At 68.1% G+C, this 14,974-nt stretch carries 16 protein-coding genes and 1 pseudogene; 4 read left to right on the top strand and 13 right to left on the bottom strand.

Going from position 1 to position 14,974, the window contains the following annotated elements; translation table 11 throughout:
• Positions 1 to 45 precede the first annotated feature (45 nt).
• The 6 genes and pseudogenes from QRT08_RS13400 to hemB form a co-directional block, all read right to left on the bottom strand.
• The gene (locus QRT08_RS13400; protein ID WP_286046468.1) at positions 46 to 819 is read right to left on the bottom strand and encodes an amino acid ABC transporter ATP-binding protein; all 774 of its coding nucleotides are present in this window, start codon (positions 817 to 819) and stop codon (positions 46 to 48) included.
• Positions 816 to 1,517 carry an ABC transporter permease gene (locus tag QRT08_RS13405; protein WP_286046469.1) on the bottom strand — a complete coding sequence of 234 codons (702 nt, stop codon included), beginning with the start codon at positions 1,515 to 1,517 and terminating at the stop codon, positions 816 to 818. The genes QRT08_RS13400 and QRT08_RS13405 overlap by 4 nt, the downstream gene beginning before the upstream one ends.
• The gene (locus QRT08_RS13410) at positions 1,517 to 2,488 is read right to left on the bottom strand and encodes an ABC transporter substrate-binding protein (protein ID WP_286046470.1); all 972 of its coding nucleotides are present in this window, start codon (positions 2,486 to 2,488) and stop codon (positions 1,517 to 1,519) included. Before QRT08_RS13410 ends, QRT08_RS13405 begins: the two co-directional genes overlap by 1 nt.
• Positions 2,489 to 2,602: 114 nt before the next feature.
• The gene (locus QRT08_RS13415; protein ID WP_286046471.1) at positions 2,603 to 4,306 is read right to left on the bottom strand and encodes an ammonium transporter; all 1,704 of its coding nucleotides are present in this window, start codon (positions 4,304 to 4,306) and stop codon (positions 2,603 to 2,605) included.
• Positions 4,307 to 4,641: 335 nt separating this feature from the next.
• Positions 4,642 to 5,577: pseudogene (locus QRT08_RS13420) on the bottom strand (formate/nitrite transporter family protein); the annotation flags it as partial.
• 142 nt (positions 5,578 to 5,719) lie between these two features.
• On the bottom strand, positions 5,720 to 6,823 hold the full coding sequence (hemB, locus tag QRT08_RS13425; protein ID WP_286046473.1) for a porphobilinogen synthase: 1,104 nt from the start codon (positions 6,821 to 6,823) through the stop codon (positions 5,720 to 5,722).
• Between the two features lie 70 nt (positions 6,824 to 6,893).
• Here hemB and QRT08_RS13430 point away from each other — a divergent pair, with 70 nt between their 5' ends.
• A complete protein-coding gene (locus QRT08_RS13430; protein ID WP_286046474.1) occupies positions 6,894 to 7,340 on the top strand; it encodes a TIGR00725 family protein in 447 nt (148 codons plus the stop codon).
• Between the two features lie 46 nt (positions 7,341 to 7,386).
• On the top strand, positions 7,387 to 7,800 hold the full coding sequence (locus QRT08_RS13435) for a universal stress protein (protein WP_286046475.1): 414 nt from the start codon (positions 7,387 to 7,389) through the stop codon (positions 7,798 to 7,800).
• Positions 7,801 to 7,851: 51 nt separating this feature from the next.
• Here the strand turns inward: QRT08_RS13435 and QRT08_RS13440 are convergent, their stop codons facing one another.
• The 4 genes from QRT08_RS13440 to QRT08_RS13455 form a co-directional block, all read right to left on the bottom strand.
• On the bottom strand, positions 7,852 to 9,993 hold the full coding sequence (locus QRT08_RS13440; protein WP_286046476.1) for a heterodisulfide reductase-related iron-sulfur binding cluster: 2,142 nt from the start codon (positions 9,991 to 9,993) through the stop codon (positions 7,852 to 7,854).
• A 194-nt stretch (positions 9,994 to 10,187) separates the two neighbouring features.
• Positions 10,188 to 10,886, bottom strand: a complete 699-nt coding sequence (locus QRT08_RS13445; RefSeq protein WP_286046477.1) for an energy-coupling factor transporter transmembrane component T family protein — start codon at positions 10,884 to 10,886, stop codon at positions 10,188 to 10,190.
• Entirely contained in the window at positions 10,880 to 11,575 is a 696-nt protein-coding gene (locus QRT08_RS13450) for an energy-coupling factor ABC transporter ATP-binding protein (RefSeq protein ID WP_286046478.1), read from the bottom strand. Before QRT08_RS13450 ends, QRT08_RS13445 begins: the two co-directional genes overlap by 7 nt.
• Positions 11,572 to 12,150 carry a biotin transporter BioY gene (locus QRT08_RS13455; protein ID WP_286046479.1) on the bottom strand — a complete coding sequence of 193 codons (579 nt, stop codon included), beginning with the start codon at positions 12,148 to 12,150 and terminating at the stop codon, positions 11,572 to 11,574. The genes QRT08_RS13450 and QRT08_RS13455 overlap by 4 nt, the downstream gene beginning before the upstream one ends.
• Before the next feature lie 110 nt (positions 12,151 to 12,260).
• On the opposite strand from QRT08_RS13455, the gene QRT08_RS13460 reads away from it, so the two are divergent.
• Both QRT08_RS13460 and QRT08_RS13465 read left to right on the top strand, forming a co-directional pair.
• A complete protein-coding gene (locus QRT08_RS13460) occupies positions 12,261 to 12,854 on the top strand; it encodes a hypothetical protein (RefSeq protein ID WP_286046480.1) in 594 nt (197 codons plus the stop codon).
• Positions 12,855 to 12,888: 34 nt separating this feature from the next.
• Complete coding sequence (locus QRT08_RS13465; RefSeq protein ID WP_286046481.1) at positions 12,889 to 13,542, top strand: CRISPR-associated protein Cas4; 654 nt, start codon at positions 12,889 to 12,891, stop codon at positions 13,540 to 13,542.
• Here QRT08_RS13465 and QRT08_RS13470 read toward each other — a convergent pair.
• Genes QRT08_RS13470 through QRT08_RS13480 form a run of 3 tightly spaced genes read right to left on the bottom strand, consistent with a single transcriptional unit; the run spans position 13,528 to position 14,930 of the window.
• Complete coding sequence (locus tag QRT08_RS13470) at positions 13,528 to 14,106, bottom strand: L-threonylcarbamoyladenylate synthase (RefSeq protein WP_286046482.1); 579 nt, start codon at positions 14,104 to 14,106, stop codon at positions 13,528 to 13,530. The genes QRT08_RS13465 and QRT08_RS13470 overlap by 15 nt on opposite strands.
• Before the next feature lie 24 nt (positions 14,107 to 14,130).
• A complete protein-coding gene (locus QRT08_RS13475; RefSeq protein WP_286046483.1) occupies positions 14,131 to 14,637 on the bottom strand; it encodes a redoxin domain-containing protein in 507 nt (168 codons plus the stop codon).
• On the bottom strand, positions 14,637 to 14,930 hold the full coding sequence (locus QRT08_RS13480) for a glutaredoxin family protein (RefSeq protein WP_286046484.1): 294 nt from the start codon (positions 14,928 to 14,930) through the stop codon (positions 14,637 to 14,639). The genes QRT08_RS13475 and QRT08_RS13480 overlap by 1 nt, the downstream gene beginning before the upstream one ends.
• Positions 14,931 to 14,974: the final 44 nt, after the last annotated feature.

Consider the following 14,974-nt stretch of genomic DNA (forward strand, 5'->3'; position numbering starts at 1 on the left):
GATACCCTGTTCGAGTACGGACGGGGAGATCAATCCAGCGGTGGGTCAGTAGAGCAGTTCGCCGTCGACGAACTTTCGCGCGCGCTCGTCGCGCGGGTCCTCGAAGACCCGTTTCGTGGGGCCGACCTCGATGATCCCCCTGCCGAGCAACACCGCGACCCGGTCGGCGATCCGTTCGGCCTGGTGCATGTCGTGGGTCGCGATCACGACGCCGATCCCTCTCTCCTTCGCCTTCCCGATCGCCCCCTCCAGCAGGGCGGTGTTTCGCGGGTCGAGGTCCGAGGTGGGCTCGTCGAGCAACAGCACGTCGGGGTCGTACGCGAGCGCGCGGGCGAACGCGACCCGCTGGGCCTCGCCACCGGAGAGCGAGCGGGCGTTCCGTCCTTCCTTGCCGTCGAGGCCGACCACGTCGAGCGCCGAAAGCGCCGCGTCGTGCGTTCCGTTCGTCCTGCCGACGAGTTCGGCCGCGTTTCGCTTCACCCGTTCGGGCCACGACTGGCGCACCCGGAGGCCGTACTCGGCGTTCTTCAGTACCGGGGCGTCGAACAGGCTCGGCTCCTGGAACACCATGCCGACGTTCCGGCGCAGCGCGAGCCGCCGGTTCTCCGGGACCCGCCAGACGTCGGTCCCCTCGTAGCTGATCGTCCCCGCGTCGGGGCGCTCGAACAGCGCGAGCAGTCTGAGAAGCGTGGACTTCCCGACCCCGGAGGGTCCGATGATCGCCAGTACCTCGCCGCGCTCGACGGTCAGCGAGACGTCCGCGAACACGGGTTCGTCGTAGGCGTGGTCGAGGCCCGAAACGTCGAGGATCGCCGTCATCGCCGTCCACCCCCGCCGAGTCGGCCGACGAGCCAGTTGACCAGCAGGACGAGCGCGACGAGGATCGCCCCCAGGAACATCGCGGTCCCGTAGCGACCCTGTCTGGCCTCCAGTTGGATGGCGGTCGTGAGGTTGCGGGTGTAGGAGGTGCCGTCGGCGTAGGCGATGTTCCCCCCGACGATCAGTACGGAACCGACCTCGCTGATCGCCCGGCCGAACCCCGCCAGTATCGCGGTCGCGATTCCGAAACGGGCCTCCTTGATCACGACGAGCGCGACGTCGAGTCGGGTGCCGCCCATGGCGTAGGCCGCGTCCCGAACCGATCCCTCGACGCCCGTGACCGCCGCGAGGCTCACCCCCGTGATGACCGGCGTGGCGAGCACGAACTGCGACATGACCATCGCCTGTGGGGTGAACACGAGGTCGAGAAAGCCCAGCGGCCCCTGATTCGACACCAGGAACAGGACGACGAGGCCGACGACGACGCTCGGGAACCCCATCCCGGTGTTGATCACGGCGGTCACGAGACCCTTGCCGGGGAACTCCTTGAAGCCGACGACGAGGGCGACCGGCAGGCTCACCAGCGTCGAGAGCGCGACGGCGGTGAGGCTCACGTACAGCGAGACGCGGACGATGCTCCGGATGTAGTTGCTCTCGAAGGGCAACTCGACGATCGGCGGGAGCGCCTCGACGATCATCACTCCCCGTCCGTCCCGCCTTCCTCGCCCTCGGGCCGCCAGCCCTCCGGGACGTACTGCCCGAAGTTCGGGTCCTCCGAGAGCGCCTGCGGGAAGAACAACTGCTCGCCGTCGAGTTCGTAGTTCTCGATGACGTCCTGTCCCTCGGGACTGGTGAGAAAGCCGATGTAGGACATCGCCAACTGGTAGTTGACGTCCCCGTGGACCGCGGGGTTGATCGCGAGCACCCCGTAGGGGTTCGCCAGGATCTCGGGACCGCCCTCGACGGGCCCCTGAACGAGGATCTCCAGTTCGATCTCCTCGCGCTGGGAGATGAACGTCCCCCGGTCCGAGAGGGTGTACGCGCCCTGCTGGCTGGCCTGATTGAGCGTGTCGCCCATCCCCTGGCCCGTCTCGAGATACCACTCGCCGCCGGGATCGACGCCCGCGGCCTCCCAGATCCGACGCTCGGCCGTGTGGGTCCCCGAGTCGTCCCCGCGCGAGGCGAACAGAGACCCGCTCTCGGCGATCGCCTGGAACGCCGCGAGCGCGTCCCCGCTGCCGCCGATTCCGGCGGGGTCGTCGCCCGGCCCGACGATCACGAAGTCGTTGAACATCAGGTCCCGGCGGTTGATCCCGTGGCCGTTTCGCATGAACTCGTCCTCCTGGCTCCGGGCGTGGACCATCACGACGTCGCAGTCGCCCGAGCGTGCGGTTTCGAGGGCCGCGCCCGTTCCCTGGGAGATCGCCTGGACCGGCGTGCCGAAGTTCTCCTCGAAGGCGGCGTTGACCTCGTCCAAGAGACCGGTGTCGTAGGTGCTGGTCGTTGTCGCGAGCACCAGTTCCTGACCGGCGATAGAGCCGCCACTGCTCCCGCTCTCGTTGTTCCCACTGTCGCCCTCGCCGCCCGAGAGCACCCCGGTACAGCCGGCCAGTCCGGCCGCCACTCCCCCGCCAGCCAGTGCCAGAAAATCGCGTCGTTGTATCGCCATGGGAACAACGCTCGCGCGGAGCCACTTAGCGTTTGCTCATGGGGGTAACGACGACCGGTTACGAAACGGGGCGGAGGAACCGTCTCGATCGAGCGCGAAACCGCGGTCGGTTACTCAGACCGCCTCGGGACCGCGCTTGCCGGTGCGGACCTGCAGCGCGTCCGTTACCGGGATGACGAAGACCTTGCCGTCCCCGGGTTCGCCGGTGTTCGCAGCCTCGCGGATCGCGCCGACCACGTCCTCGACCGGGATGTCCGCGACGACGCACTCGATCTTGACCTTCTGGTGGAGGTCGACGGTGTACTCCTCGCCGCGCCACTGGCCCTTCTTCGCGGGCTGGCTCCCTCTCCCCGAGACGTTCGTCACAGTAAGGGAAGGGGCGCCGACGTTCGCGAGTTCGCGTTTGACCGCCCCTAACCTATCCGGCCGGACGATCGCGGTCACGAGGTTGATCTCGGATTTGGAGACGCCGCCGTCGGATCTGAAATCCGACGAGGATCGCGTCGCGTCGACGCGCTCACCGCCGTCGGTCCGAACGAGTTCGGGGCTCCCGTCGGTGGCGATGTCGGGACCGCCGAACTCGGGGTAGGTGTCGACGCCGTGTTCGCTGACGTCGAGGCCGTCGCGCTCGTGGTCGGGGGTCACTCTCGCCTGCCCGACGGCCCTGAACGCGCCCCAGACGAGCGCGGTCGCGCCGACCGTCCAGGCCGCGATCACGACGACGCCCGCGACCTGCGCGAACACCGTCGGGCCCTCGCCGGGGACGGCGACGAACGGGATCGCCAGCGCGCCGATGACCCCGGCCGAGCCGTGGACGGGGAAGACCGCACAGACGTCGTCGATCTTGAGGGTGCGCTCGACGAAGCGGAACACGAGGGGGAGCTGTGCGCCGGCGACGAAGGCGACCAGCACCGCGCCCCACCAGGTGACGACGTCGGCGATGCCGGTCACGGCGACCAACCCGGCTAGAAGGCCGTTGGCGACGTAGAGCGTGTCGACCTTCCGCGTGAGAGCCAGGGAAACGACGCTCGCGCCGATCGCGCCCAAGGCCATTCCGAGGGTCGTCGCGAGCGCGACCCGGCCGACGTAGGCGAAGTCACCCAGCAGGAGTTCGCCGCCCTCGGCGACGAAGACGGTCGCGGCGGTGCCGACGTTGAAGCCGTACCAGCCGAAGGCGAGCACGAGGGTGCCGAGCACCGCGAAGGTCATCGAGTGGCCGGGGATCACGTTCACCGAGCCGTCGGCGTTGTAGCGGTCCATCCGCGGGCCGAGTATCCAGGCCGCCGTGAGCCCGGCGATGCCGCCGACCGCGTGGACGATCATGCCGCCCGCGAAGTCGTGGAAACCGAGCACGTCGAGGAAGCCACCGGCCCACGTCAGGCCGGTGACGACGGGGTAGATCACGGCCGCCAGCAGGACGGTGTAGCCGACGTACGCGCGGAGTTTCGCGCGGCCGGCGACGGCCCCGGAGACGATCGTCGCGGCGGTCATCGCGAAGACCGCGCCGAAGAGCCAGTCGACCCACGCGCCCGAGTCGCCGCCGAGCGTCGAGGCGAACGCGTCGGTGAGCGTATAGGAGCCGCCGCCGGTGACCGCGCCGACGATCGTGCTGATCGCCGCGCCGACGAAGAAGAACATCACGACGCCGACCGCCCAGGTCAGCAGGTTCTTCGTGAGCTGGTTCGCGACGTTCTTCGAGCGCACCTGCCCCGCTTCGAGCATCGCGAAGCCGGCGTGCATGAAGAAGATGAGGAACGTCACCACGAGCACCCACATCATGTTGACGCCCTCCGCGAGCACGGTCGGATCTACCTGCATCCGATCACCTCTTCTGGACGTTCGTTACTGTTCGAACCGGTTTCGACTATGGATGTCTTGCGAATCACGGTTGAAGGGATGGAAGTAGAGGTATATAGGTGTTGGTGTTGCGATACAAAAGTTTCCAACGGATGCAGTAGACGAACGTGGGATACACAATGGGATAATAGCGATATAAGGTCGTTCTTCGTCACGAGGCCGGACAAATACTGCCGCGAAACCGGACGGGCGTCGATCTGCACGGGCTGGATCGGGCGGCGGCGATTGGGCACGGTCGCGCGAGCGACGGCCGGTCAGTCGCCGCGATAGGGGGTTTCCGTCTCCCGGTCGCCGGTGACGTACGAGCGTCCGACGAGGCTCCCGAGGAGCCACTCGCGGGGGGTCAGCCGGGAGACGTCGGTCTCGATGCCGAGATCCAGCCGGTGCTCGCTCGTCTGGGCGTAGTTCACGGCCGTCACCAGCACGACGCCGCCGACGGTGTTGCCGAGCAGGACGGGAAGCACGAACTCGATCAGGCCGGGCACCACGCGCAACTGTCCCTCGAAGACGAGGAAGAACAGGTCCGCGATGGAGACGACGCTGTGATAGAGGCCGGCCGCCGGGATGGCCAAAAAGGCGAGATACACCAGTACGAGCCGCGAGATGGTGTCGCGCGCCGCGTAGTCGATCCAGACGACGCCGGCGACGATGAACCCGGCGAACACCCCCTTGTGAAAGAGCGTCCACCACCCCGTTTCGATCCCCTCCGTCCCGAACGTGGCCGCGACCTCGACGGCTTCGGGGGTGAGAACGCCGGTGTTCGCGAGCACGAGCGCGCCGACGATGGCGCCGACCGCGTTCGCGAACAGGACGAGCCCCCAGATGCGGAACAGCGCGGGCAGGCTCGCCAGCCGTTCGAGGACGAGCGCCACCGGGGGGAGCGTGTTCTCGGTGTAGAGCTGGTAGTTGCCGAGGATGATGTAGACGAACCCCAGCGGGTAGAGGACGACGCCGATCAGCCCCGACCCGTCGCCGGCCTGGGCGGTCATCGAGGCGTGGAGCATGAACGTGAGCGTGATCGCCAAGCCGGCGGCCAGCCCGCTGAAGAAGAGTTCGCGCGTGCTCGCCGAGACCTCCTCGTGGGCGGCGACGACGACCCGCTGGAATATCTCGTCGGCCGAGAACCGATCCCGGACCACCTTCCCCGCCGCGGGCGCGCCGCTGCGCGAGCGCTCGACCGCCTCTCGGACCGACTCCTCGGTGGCAGCCTCGGCCTCGTCGTCCTCGTTCATTCGTGAGGGGAGAACGGCGAGGCGGATAACGCCTCCGTGCCACCGAGCCACGCGTCGGACCGCTCGAGTCCCTCGACCCGCCCGACTCCCTTCGACGATCGGTCTACAGCGTCTCGGCGACCTGCTCGGCGAAATCGCCGGACTACGTCCGGCTGTCAGCCGAAAGTGCCTCCGCGGCACTTTCGGCGAAATACGTCAGGATCAGGTCCGCGCCCGCGCGCTTGATCGAGAGCAGGGACTCCAGTGCCACCGCCTCCAGGTCCAGCCAGCCCCGCTCCGCGGCGGCCCGTACCATCGCGTACTCGCCGGAGACGTTGTAGGCGGCGACGGGCAGGTCGGTACCCTCGCGGACGTCGCGGACGATATCGAGGTAGGGGAGGGCTGGTTTCACCATCAGCGCGTCCGCGCCCTGCTCGGCGTCCAGTCGGGCCTCGCGGATCGCCTCCCGACGGTTGGCGGGGTCCATCTGGTAGTGGCGGCGGTCCCCGAAGGCGGGCGCACCGTCGGCGGCATCTCTGAAGGGGCCGTAGAACGCCGACTCGTACTTCACGGCGTAGCTCATGATCGGTATCTGGGTGAAGCCCTCGCGATCCAGCGCGTCGCGAACGACGCCGACCATCCCGTCCATCATCCCGCTGGGCGCGATCATGTCCGCGCCCGCCGCCGCCTGCGAGACCGCCGTGCGCTCGATGAGTTCGAGCGTCGCGTCATTGTCGACGGTCATGTGGGGGTCCTCTCTCGCTCCCTCCTCGAGACTATTGGAAGAGCTTCGCTCTTCCCAGCTTTCCCTCGCGTCGTCTTCTCGCGGGCTTTGCCCGCTCGAACGGTTCGCGAAGCGTCGCTTCGCGTTACTCGTGAGAATCCCACAGTGGCCATGAGAGGTGTACTCGCAGAAACAGAGGTCGGCGATGGCGTAGGCGTCGGTTTCCGCGGAAATTCGCCGAAGCGCCCGCTGGACGACGCCCTCCTCCGCCCACGCGCGAGTGCCCCGCTCGTCCTTCTCCTCGGGGACTCCGAAAAGCATCACCGCCTCGACGCCGGTCTCCCTGACCTCTTGGACCCGCTCCGTGATCCCCTCGACGGGCACGCGCTCGTGGCCGGGCATCGACTCGATCGGCACGCGTTCCTCGGCGGTGGCGTCGACGAACACGGGCGCGATCAGATCGCTCGGGGAGAGCGAGGTCTCGCTGACCAGCGGGCGCACGCCGTCGCTCCGGAGGCGGCGCGGGCGCTTGGTGATGTCCATGGTCGATCTGGGCGCGTCACCGTCAAAGGCGTGTCGGGAGGTCTTTGGCCGTGCCCGCCGATCCTCCGGTATGCGAGTCAGCGTCATCGGGGGCGGACGGATCGGCGACGAGGACACCGCGGCCGCCCACCGGGTGGGCGAACTGCTCGGCGAACGGGGCCACACGCTGGTCTGTGGCGGGCGAACCGGCGTCATGGAGGCGGCCTGTCGCGGCGCAACGGAGGCCGGAGGGGACACTATTGGAATCCTGCCGAGCACCGACCCCAACGAGGCCAACGACTACGTCGACGTGCCGATCGCCACCGGGATCGGCAACGCCCGCAACGTCCTCGTCGCGCTGAACGGCGAAGGCGTGATCGCGATCGACGGAAAATATGGAACGCTCTCGGAGATCGCCCACGCGCTCGATTTCGGCCGGCCGGTCGCCGGGATCGCGAGTCACGACGTGGCGGGCGTCGAGGCCGTCGAGACCCCCGAGGAAGCCGTCGAGTACGTCGAACGGGCGACCGACGGGTAGTCGAGCGCGGCGTCAACGCCTTGCCGGTCGATCGCCAACGGGTGGTATGACGGTCGTCGCCGTCGTCGACCGGATCGGCGGGGATCGGGTCGTCAGCGAGGCCGCCCGAATCGCGGACGACCTCGACTGCGACCTCCACGTCGTCTACGTGCTCGGACTGAGCCGGTTCGGCGCCCTCGAGATCTCGCTCGCCGAATGGGTCGGCATCCCCGTCGCCACGGACGTCCTTCGTGGCGTGTGTGCGCGTATCGCCGACCGGATCGCCGACCCGATCGTCGACGAGTACGAGGCCGTCGGGCTGGTCGGCCGACCGAGCGAGGAGATCCTCGCGTACGCCCGTCGGGTGGGGGCACGGCGCATCGTCGTCGACGGCGACCGCCTCGGGTGGGGGGACGCCCCCTTCCAGAACACCCGACGCGAACTCGAAAAAGGCGACGTTCCGGTTCATCCCGTGTCCTGATCACGCCATCCCGACGACGCGACGGGATCGCGGGACGGCCCGATTCGACCGCTAGTCCGCCGCGACTCCTTTGGATTCGACGGCCTCGATCAGCAGTTCGGCCACGTCGACGACCTCGATGTCGTCCTCGAAGCCGCCCGTCTTTCTGCCATCTTCGTACATCGTCATGCACATCGGGCAGGCCACCACGAACTTCTCCACGTCGGCTCCGGCCTCGGTGTCCTCCAAAGCCTCCCGGAGGCGTTCCTCGCTGGGTTTGGGCTCCTCGTCGAACTCCATCCAGAGCCCGCCCCCGCCGCCGCCACAGCAAAAGGAGTCCGCGCGATTGCGCGGCATCTCGTAGAGGTCCGCGCCCGTCGCCCGCACGAGGTCGCGCGGGGCCTCGTACTCGTCGTTGTACCGGCCCAGGTGACAGGGGTCGTGGTAGGTCACGGTGTAGTCGAGTTCATTCCCTGAGAGACCGAGTCGTCCCTCCCGGACGAGGTCTTCCACCGCTTGGGTCCAGTGGAGCACCTCGATATCGCCGTTCGAATTCCACCGCTCGTCGTACTCGAAGGGCATCATCGGGTCGTCGGCGAACTCCGAGAAGTCCACCTCGGGGTACTCGTTTTTCATCGTGTTGTACGAGTGGGGATCCGTACAGACGATCCGCTCGAACTCACAGTCCTCGAAGGTCTCCACCATGTGTCCGGCGAGTTCCAGATACAGGAACTCCTCGCCGACCCGCCGGACGTCGTTGCCGTCGTAGCGCTCGTCGTCGAAGAGGATGCCGAACGAGACGTCGGCCTGCTCGAACAGCCTCGCGAGCGAGCGCGCCACCTTCTTGTTTCGGTCGTCGAAGCTGGGGTAGTCGCCGACGTACCAGAGGTATTCTACCTGCTCCTCGCGGGCGTCGGTGAGGTCGAACGCCAGTTCGTCGGCCCAGTCGGCGCGTTTGCGCTGGGGATTTCCGAAGGTATTGCCCTTCTGCATCACGTTCTGGAAGACGTCCTGGACGTTCGAATCGACGTCGCCCTGGTCGGTGAGCTGGCGGTTCATTCTGGTAAAACTGTTTAGATGCTCGATCTCGACGGGGCAGGCGTCCATGCAGGCCATGCAGGCCATACACGACTCCATCGTCTCGGCGTCGATCACGCTCGCCCCGCCGTCGGCGATGATCGGTTCCTCCTCGCCTCCGGCGTCGAGTTCCTCTCGATACCCCTTCAGGTCGAGGATCACGTCCCGCGGGTCGAGCGGTCTATCACTGGCCTTCGCGGGACAGACCGCGGAACACCGCCCGCACTTGGTGCAGGCGTCCTGATCGAGCAGTTCCTTCCAGGTGAAATCGTCGATCGACTCGGCGTTGGTGGCGTCGAGGTCGGCGGGGACGTTCGGCAACACCTTTCCGGCCTTCTCGGTTCGGGCCACGACGTTCGCGAACGAGGAGAGCATGTGGAACGGCTTGGCGTAGGGGATCCACGCGACGAAGACGAGCGCGAGGATCGAGTGGTGCCACCAGACCCACGGATAGACGGCGGCCGCACCCTCGGGGGTCAGGCCGCCGGCCTCCAGTAGCGCGGCGGTGAAGACGCCGACGAAGCTCACGGTCTCTTCGGCGCGGATCTCCTGGCCGACCATGCCGACGCCCTGGACGAGGAAGCCCCCGGCGCCGAGGAGGAAGAGCGCCCAGACGAACGCGTCGTCCTCAAGGCTGGTGTGTTTTCCCCACAGGCGCTCGTTGCGCACGACGTATCTCCTGTACATCGCCATTCCGAGGCCGACAACAAAGAGGAGACCGAAGGCGTCGAGCACGAGCGAGTAGGCCAAATAGAAGTCGCCGACCCAGAACGAGTCGCCGGTGAGCGGCCGGTAGAAGTCCATGTCGACGAACAGGATCGTGGTACCGATCAGGAGGACGAGAAAGCCCCACATGATAAAGGCGTGCATCAGCCCGCCGTAGAGGTCGCGGTTGAACTGCTTCTCGTTCGAGCCGACGATCCGCGCCGCCGCGACGACCCGCGAGGCGAGGCCGTCGAGTCGGTCGGTCCACTCCTCGTCGCCCCGCGCGTAGCGCGCGAAGCGCTCGTAGACGCCGTAGACGAACACGAGGAGGGCGACGACCGAGAGGAAGTAGAACATCCCCTTGCCGACGGGACCGATCCCCCAAAACGTCTCGCGGGTGATCTCCCCGCCGGTCTGGGCGACGACGTGCATAATCGTTCACCGGCGTAGCGGGCGCTTAAGTCTTACCACCGCATATCCGACTTCCCCCGATCGTTACCCGATACTACTCAGCTCGGGTGCCTATAAACCATCGTTAGAAACGATACGCTATATAAATACCACTGTCAGCAAAATACCGTCGAACGCGACCGCTGGCAGTCCCTGCGTCTTCGACGGACGACACGCTAGTAGACCACCGAGAGGAGAAGGCCAATCGCCAGTGCGATCGCGGGCAGATCCGTTCGCGAGAGGGCTAGTCGGGGAAGCGTCGGATTCCACGCGAAACACCGCGCTCGCAAGGCGAGCGAGAAGCTATCGGCGCGCGCGAGCGCGCGCTCGACGCCCATAACGGTCAGGAGCGCCATCCGCTCGTGGACCGTCCGCTCGCTTCCCAACCGGGCGTTCATCGCCTCGCGGGCGCGTTTCAGGTCCGCGACCAGCAGGGGGAGCAGGCGAAAGACGAAGGCGGTGCCCATGCCGAGGAAGGCACCCGCTTTCCCCGGTACGGCCCATTGGATCGCCGCGCGCGACTCCCTGACCGGCGTCGAGCGGACGTAGGCGGCCGAGACCAGCAGGACCAACAGCACCCGATAGCTCGCGAGGCCGGTTGCGAACGCTCTCGCGGGATCGAACCCGCCGAGGGTGAGCCCCTCGATCAACGGACCGACGAGGAGGAAGGGGAGGGCGAAGCGGTAGGCGTAGAGCGCCGAGACCGGCGAGAGGCGCGCACTCGTGAGGACCACGACCGCGAGGAGGGTCAGGACGGCCAGTCCCGCGGTCGTGGTGTGGGCGAACGCCGCGACGACGAAGGCGATCTGGACGGCGAGTTTCGTCCGCGGGTCGAGCCGGTGGGCGAGCGAGTCCCCGGGGTGGTAGCTCAGCATGGGGCGCGGACGCCGAGCCCCGAGAGGTCGACCGATTCGGGGTCCCCATCGCGGACCATCCGTCCCGCCGAGAGCACGACCAACCTGTCGGCGAGGGCGAGGACGTCCCGCAGGTCGTGGGTGACGACGATCACGCCCGTCCCCGTTGCCGAGAGCGCTTCGAGGCGGTCGAGTACCGCTTCCCTCGCGGGTTCGTCGAGGCCGGTAAACGGCTCGTCGAGCACCAGATGCGCGGGCGCCATCGCGAGCGCGCCCGCGATGGCCAGTCGCTCCTGTTCGCCCCCCGAGAGCGACTCGATTCGCTCCTCGTCCCGCCCGTCGAGGTTCACCGCTCTCAGCGCGTCCGCGACCCGGCGGTCGATCTCCTCGTGAGCCAGCCCGAGGTTCTCGGGGCCGAACGCCACGTCCGCACCGACGGTCGCGGCGACGAAGCCGTCCCGCGGGTTCTGAAACACCATTCCGACCTTCGTCCGGGCGGCCACGAGGTCCTCGCCCACGCGTCGGCCGTCGATCAGCACCTCCCCGGAATCGGGTTCCAACAGCCCGTTCCAGTGGCGGATCAGCGTGCTCTTGCCCGAGCCGTTGGGTCCCGCCAGCACCAGGAACTCGCCGTCGGGTATCGAGAGCGAGACGTCGTCGAGCGCCCGCGTTCCCTCGTACTCGTGTCGCAGGTCTCGGACCTCGATCATGCGGCGGTCAGCCGATCGCTGCGGACGATCCCGACGGCGGCGGCCATCTTCAGCGCCTCCGCGGGCAGGAAGACGACCGCGCCCGTCAGGACCGCGTTCGAAAGCGAGAGCCCCAGCACGGCCATCAGCCCCGCGACGCCCACGGCGTAGATCACGCACACCCCGACGGCCATCGCCCCGACCAACCGCGGGAGGCCGACCGTTCCGAGGGGGCCGACCGACCGGCCGTGAACGAGCGCGCCGACGGCGGCGGCGGCCAGCGGGTACGACCAGAGGTAGCCCGCCGTCGGGCCGACGAGCGATCCCAGCCCCGCCTCCCCGCCCGCGAAGACGGGCGCGCCGACCGCGCCCGCGACGAGGTACAGCGCCATCGCCGCCCCGCCCCAGACCGGGCCCAAGAGGATGCCGGCGAGGAACACCCCCAGTACCTGCAGGGTCACCGGCGCGGGCGACAGCGGATAGGGGAACGAGACGTAGGCGAACGCGCCGGTCAACGCGGCCAACAGCGCCGCCCGAGCGACGTTCTTCACCGTCGCGTCGTCGACGAGGTCGACCGACTCGGTTTCCGTGCTCATGATCGGATCACACCCGGCACTCTCCGTCAACCTAGTTCAATCTTCGGTTGACGAGCCTGCGCCTGCCGCCGACAGGCTTTATACCCTGCCCAGTCGAGAGAGGGGTCACGATGGACGAAAAGACCGAGGAACTGCGTGATCTCTTCCTCGACGTCGCCGACGACGGGACCGTCACCGAGACCCAGGAGGAGACCCCCGGTTCGCTGACGGACGAACGCCCCGAGGACGAGCGTCTCGACGACGTCATCGGGCGGATGGAGGAGCGCTACGCGTTCGACACCGACTGGGATTCGGAGCGGTACCGTCGCCTCGTGCGGGGCTTCTTCGACGAGGAGTCCGACGCCGATCTGGCCGCGGAACTCGAGGTTGACGAGGAGTCGATCGTCCGCGCGCGGATGGACCTCCACCTGCTTCGCGAGAGCGACGCCGAGTTCTCCTTCGAGCTGCGGGAACTGCGCCGACTGCGAACCGACGAGGCGAACGTCGACCCGATCGAGGAACTCGAGGTCGACGAGGCGACCCTCGAACGAGCGACCCGCGTGATCGAGACGCAGGACGAGGCCCGCACCGCCAACGACCGCTTTCGCGACGAGTTCGAGGAGATCGTTACCGACGGCGACCTCTCCTCGCAGTTGGCCCGCGACGCCCGCGAGGACGGCCTCAAGGAAGCGACGGAAGGAATGGAGAACGACCTCTCGATGTGAAGGGTTCTTATCGGATGAGGGTGCCAGCGGCCCCGTGCACGCCGCAAGCGATCTCTCCGTCGCCGCCTACTGTCCGCGCCAACTCTACTACCGACGCGACGACGACCGGGAGGTCCCGCCCTCGGTCGCCGCCCGGCGCGAACTGGCCTTCGAGTACGAGCGGCTTCTCGCCGCGGACGACGCCTCGCTCTCGGCCCGTCCGATCGACCGCCCGCCCGAGGAGTACCGGGCGAACCTCCGGCGCACTCGGGAGCGCCTCGAGTGCTGGGACGCGCTCGTCGACCCGCCCCATCGGGACCGCCTCCTCTCGGGCAGGGAGTGTCGAGGGATCGCGGGGAAGGTTCTCGACGACCCGCTCGCCCCCTCGTACGTCTCGCCCGGAGCACCGCCCGAACAGGGCGTCTGGAAACCCCACTCCGTGCGGGCGGTCGCGCTCGCGAAGGCCCTCTCGTGGGAGCACGAGGAGGCGGTCGAGACGGCGTTCGTGGAGTACCCCGCACACGGGATCGTGCGGGAGATCGCCCTCACGACCCGCCGGAAGGCCGCCTACCGCGACGCCGTCCGGGCCGTCGAGACGATGGATGGCCCGCCGCCGCGACTGACCTACGGCGCCAAGTGTGACGCCTGCGAGTACCGCGGGCGCTGTGGGACGGTTACCCGGTCGCTTCGCTCGCTACTCGGCCTCTAGCCACGCCTCGATCTCGTCCGCGAGCGCGCCGCGGCGGTGGACCTCGCCGCGCTCGACGTCGACGACGGTGCTCTCGGTGCCGCCCGTCTCGCCCCCGTCCAGCACGCAGGCGACGGCCCCCCGGATCGCCGGATCGAGGTCGTCGACCCGCCGGACGCTCGGGTTTCCGCTGACGTTCGCGCTCGTGGCGGTGATCGGGGCGACGTCCTCCAGAAGCGACAGCGCGAGGTCGTGATCGGGGATCCTGATCCCCACCCGGTCGCGCCCGGCGGTGAGTTCCTTGGGGATCTCGGGGCCGGCCTCGACGATCACGGTCACGGGTCCCGGCAGGAACTCCCGTACGAACGCCCGCTCGCGGTCGGTGAGGTACGTGTGGCGCGCGGCGGTCTCGACGTCGGGGACGGCCATCGACAGCGGGTTCGAGCGCGCTCTGGTTTTGGCCTCGTAGACCCGCTCGACGGCGCCCGAGTCCAAGGCGTCCGCGCCCAGTCCGTAGACCGTTTCGGTGGGATAGACGACGAGGTCGCCCTCCCTGATCGCCCGTGCTGCTCGGTCCAGTTCCATACGTGGCCCTCGGGTCGCGGGCTCCTATAGCGATTCGATCGCGTCCTCGATCGCGTCGTAGTCCGGGAACTCCGGCCACTCCTCGGCGACCCAGGCGTACTCGACGACCCGCTCGGTATCGAGCAGGAAGACCGCGGGCCGGGGCTCGCTGATCCCGGTCATCCCGTCGAGCGCGTGGTCGATGCCGTACTCGCGGGCGACGCCGTTGCCGGGGTCGCTGAACAGTCCGTAGTCGATCCCCCGCTCCTCGAGCAGGTCCTTGTGTTCGTAGGGCGTCGAGATCGAGAGGCCCACCACCGTCACCGACTCCGCCCACCCCCGGTCGCGGATCTCGTTCCAGACGTAGGTCGCCGGGAACGCCCCGTCCATCGGGGTGAACACGAGCAGGACGGGGCCCCCGTCCGCCAGGTCCGACAGCGCGGCGTCCTCCCAGTACTCGCGGGTGACGAGCGGGCGGGTGAAATCGGGCGCGGTCTCTCCCATCCCGGGGTGTTCGGCGGGGCCGAGGTCGACGACGTCGAACTCGACCATCAGGCCTCGGCCTCCCCGCCCGCGTCCGTGCTCGATTCCTCGCCGTCGCCGTAGGTGTTCTCGAGGTACTCGACGATGTTCGCGCTCTCGGACATCGTCACCCCGGTGTTCTCGTCGACGATCGCGGGGACGGTTCGTTTCCCGCTGATGCGCTTTACGACGTTCCGTTCCGAATGCATCGGCTCGACGAACCGCGAGCGATACTCGAGGCCGTACTCTCCGAGTTTGCGGGTGACGCGCTCGCAGTACGGACACGCCTGCAGTCGGTAGAAGGTGATCTGTGGCTCGCTCACGTGCGCGGCTACGTGCCCGAGGGGCCTAAATCCCGCGGGGGCGG

Source organism: Halalkalicoccus sp. NIPERK01, from assembly GCF_030287405.1.
Lineage (GTDB): Archaea > Halobacteriota > Halobacteria > Halobacteriales > Halalkalicoccaceae > Halalkalicoccus.

Bases quoted from the DNA above. Each gene is read 5' to 3' on its own strand.
- QRT08_RS13435 (WP_286046475.1), top strand. From the start codon at position 7,387: ATGACGGTCGTCGCCGTCGTCGACCGGATCGGCGGGGATCGGGTCGTC.
- QRT08_RS13430 (WP_286046474.1), top strand. From the start codon at position 6,894: ATGCGAGTCAGCGTCATCGGGGGCGGACGGATCGGCGACGAGGACACC.
- QRT08_RS13440 (WP_286046476.1), bottom strand. From the start codon at position 9,993: ATGCACGTCGTCGCCCAGACCGGCGGGGAGATCACCCGCGAGACGTTT.
- QRT08_RS13400 (WP_286046468.1), bottom strand. From the start codon at position 819: ATGACGGCGATCCTCGACGTTTCGGGCCTCGACCACGCCTACGACGAA.
- QRT08_RS13445 (WP_286046477.1), bottom strand. From the start codon at position 10,886: ATGCTGAGCTACCACCCCGGGGACTCGCTCGCCCACCGGCTCGACCCG.
- QRT08_RS13455 (WP_286046479.1), bottom strand. From the start codon at position 12,150: ATGAGCACGGAAACCGAGTCGGTCGACCTCGTCGACGACGCGACGGTG.
- hemB (WP_286046473.1), bottom strand. From the start codon at position 6,823: ATGGACATCACCAAGCGCCCGCGCCGCCTCCGGAGCGACGGCGTGCGC.
- QRT08_RS13475 (WP_286046483.1), bottom strand. From the start codon at position 14,637: ATGGTCGAGTTCGACGTCGTCGACCTCGGCCCCGCCGAACACCCCGGG.
- QRT08_RS13450 (WP_286046478.1), bottom strand. From the start codon at position 11,575: ATGATCGAGGTCCGAGACCTGCGACACGAGTACGAGGGAACGCGGGCG.
- QRT08_RS13410 (WP_286046470.1), bottom strand. From the start codon at position 2,488: ATGGCGATACAACGACGCGATTTTCTGGCACTGGCTGGCGGGGGAGTG.
- QRT08_RS13470 (WP_286046482.1), bottom strand. From the start codon at position 14,106: ATGGAACTGGACCGAGCAGCACGGGCGATCAGGGAGGGCGACCTCGTC.
- QRT08_RS13415 (WP_286046471.1), bottom strand. From the start codon at position 4,306: ATGCAGGTAGATCCGACCGTGCTCGCGGAGGGCGTCAACATGATGTGG.
- QRT08_RS13460 (WP_286046480.1), top strand. From the start codon at position 12,261: ATGGACGAAAAGACCGAGGAACTGCGTGATCTCTTCCTCGACGTCGCC.
- QRT08_RS13405 (WP_286046469.1), bottom strand. From the start codon at position 1,517: ATGATCGTCGAGGCGCTCCCGCCGATCGTCGAGTTGCCCTTCGAGAGC.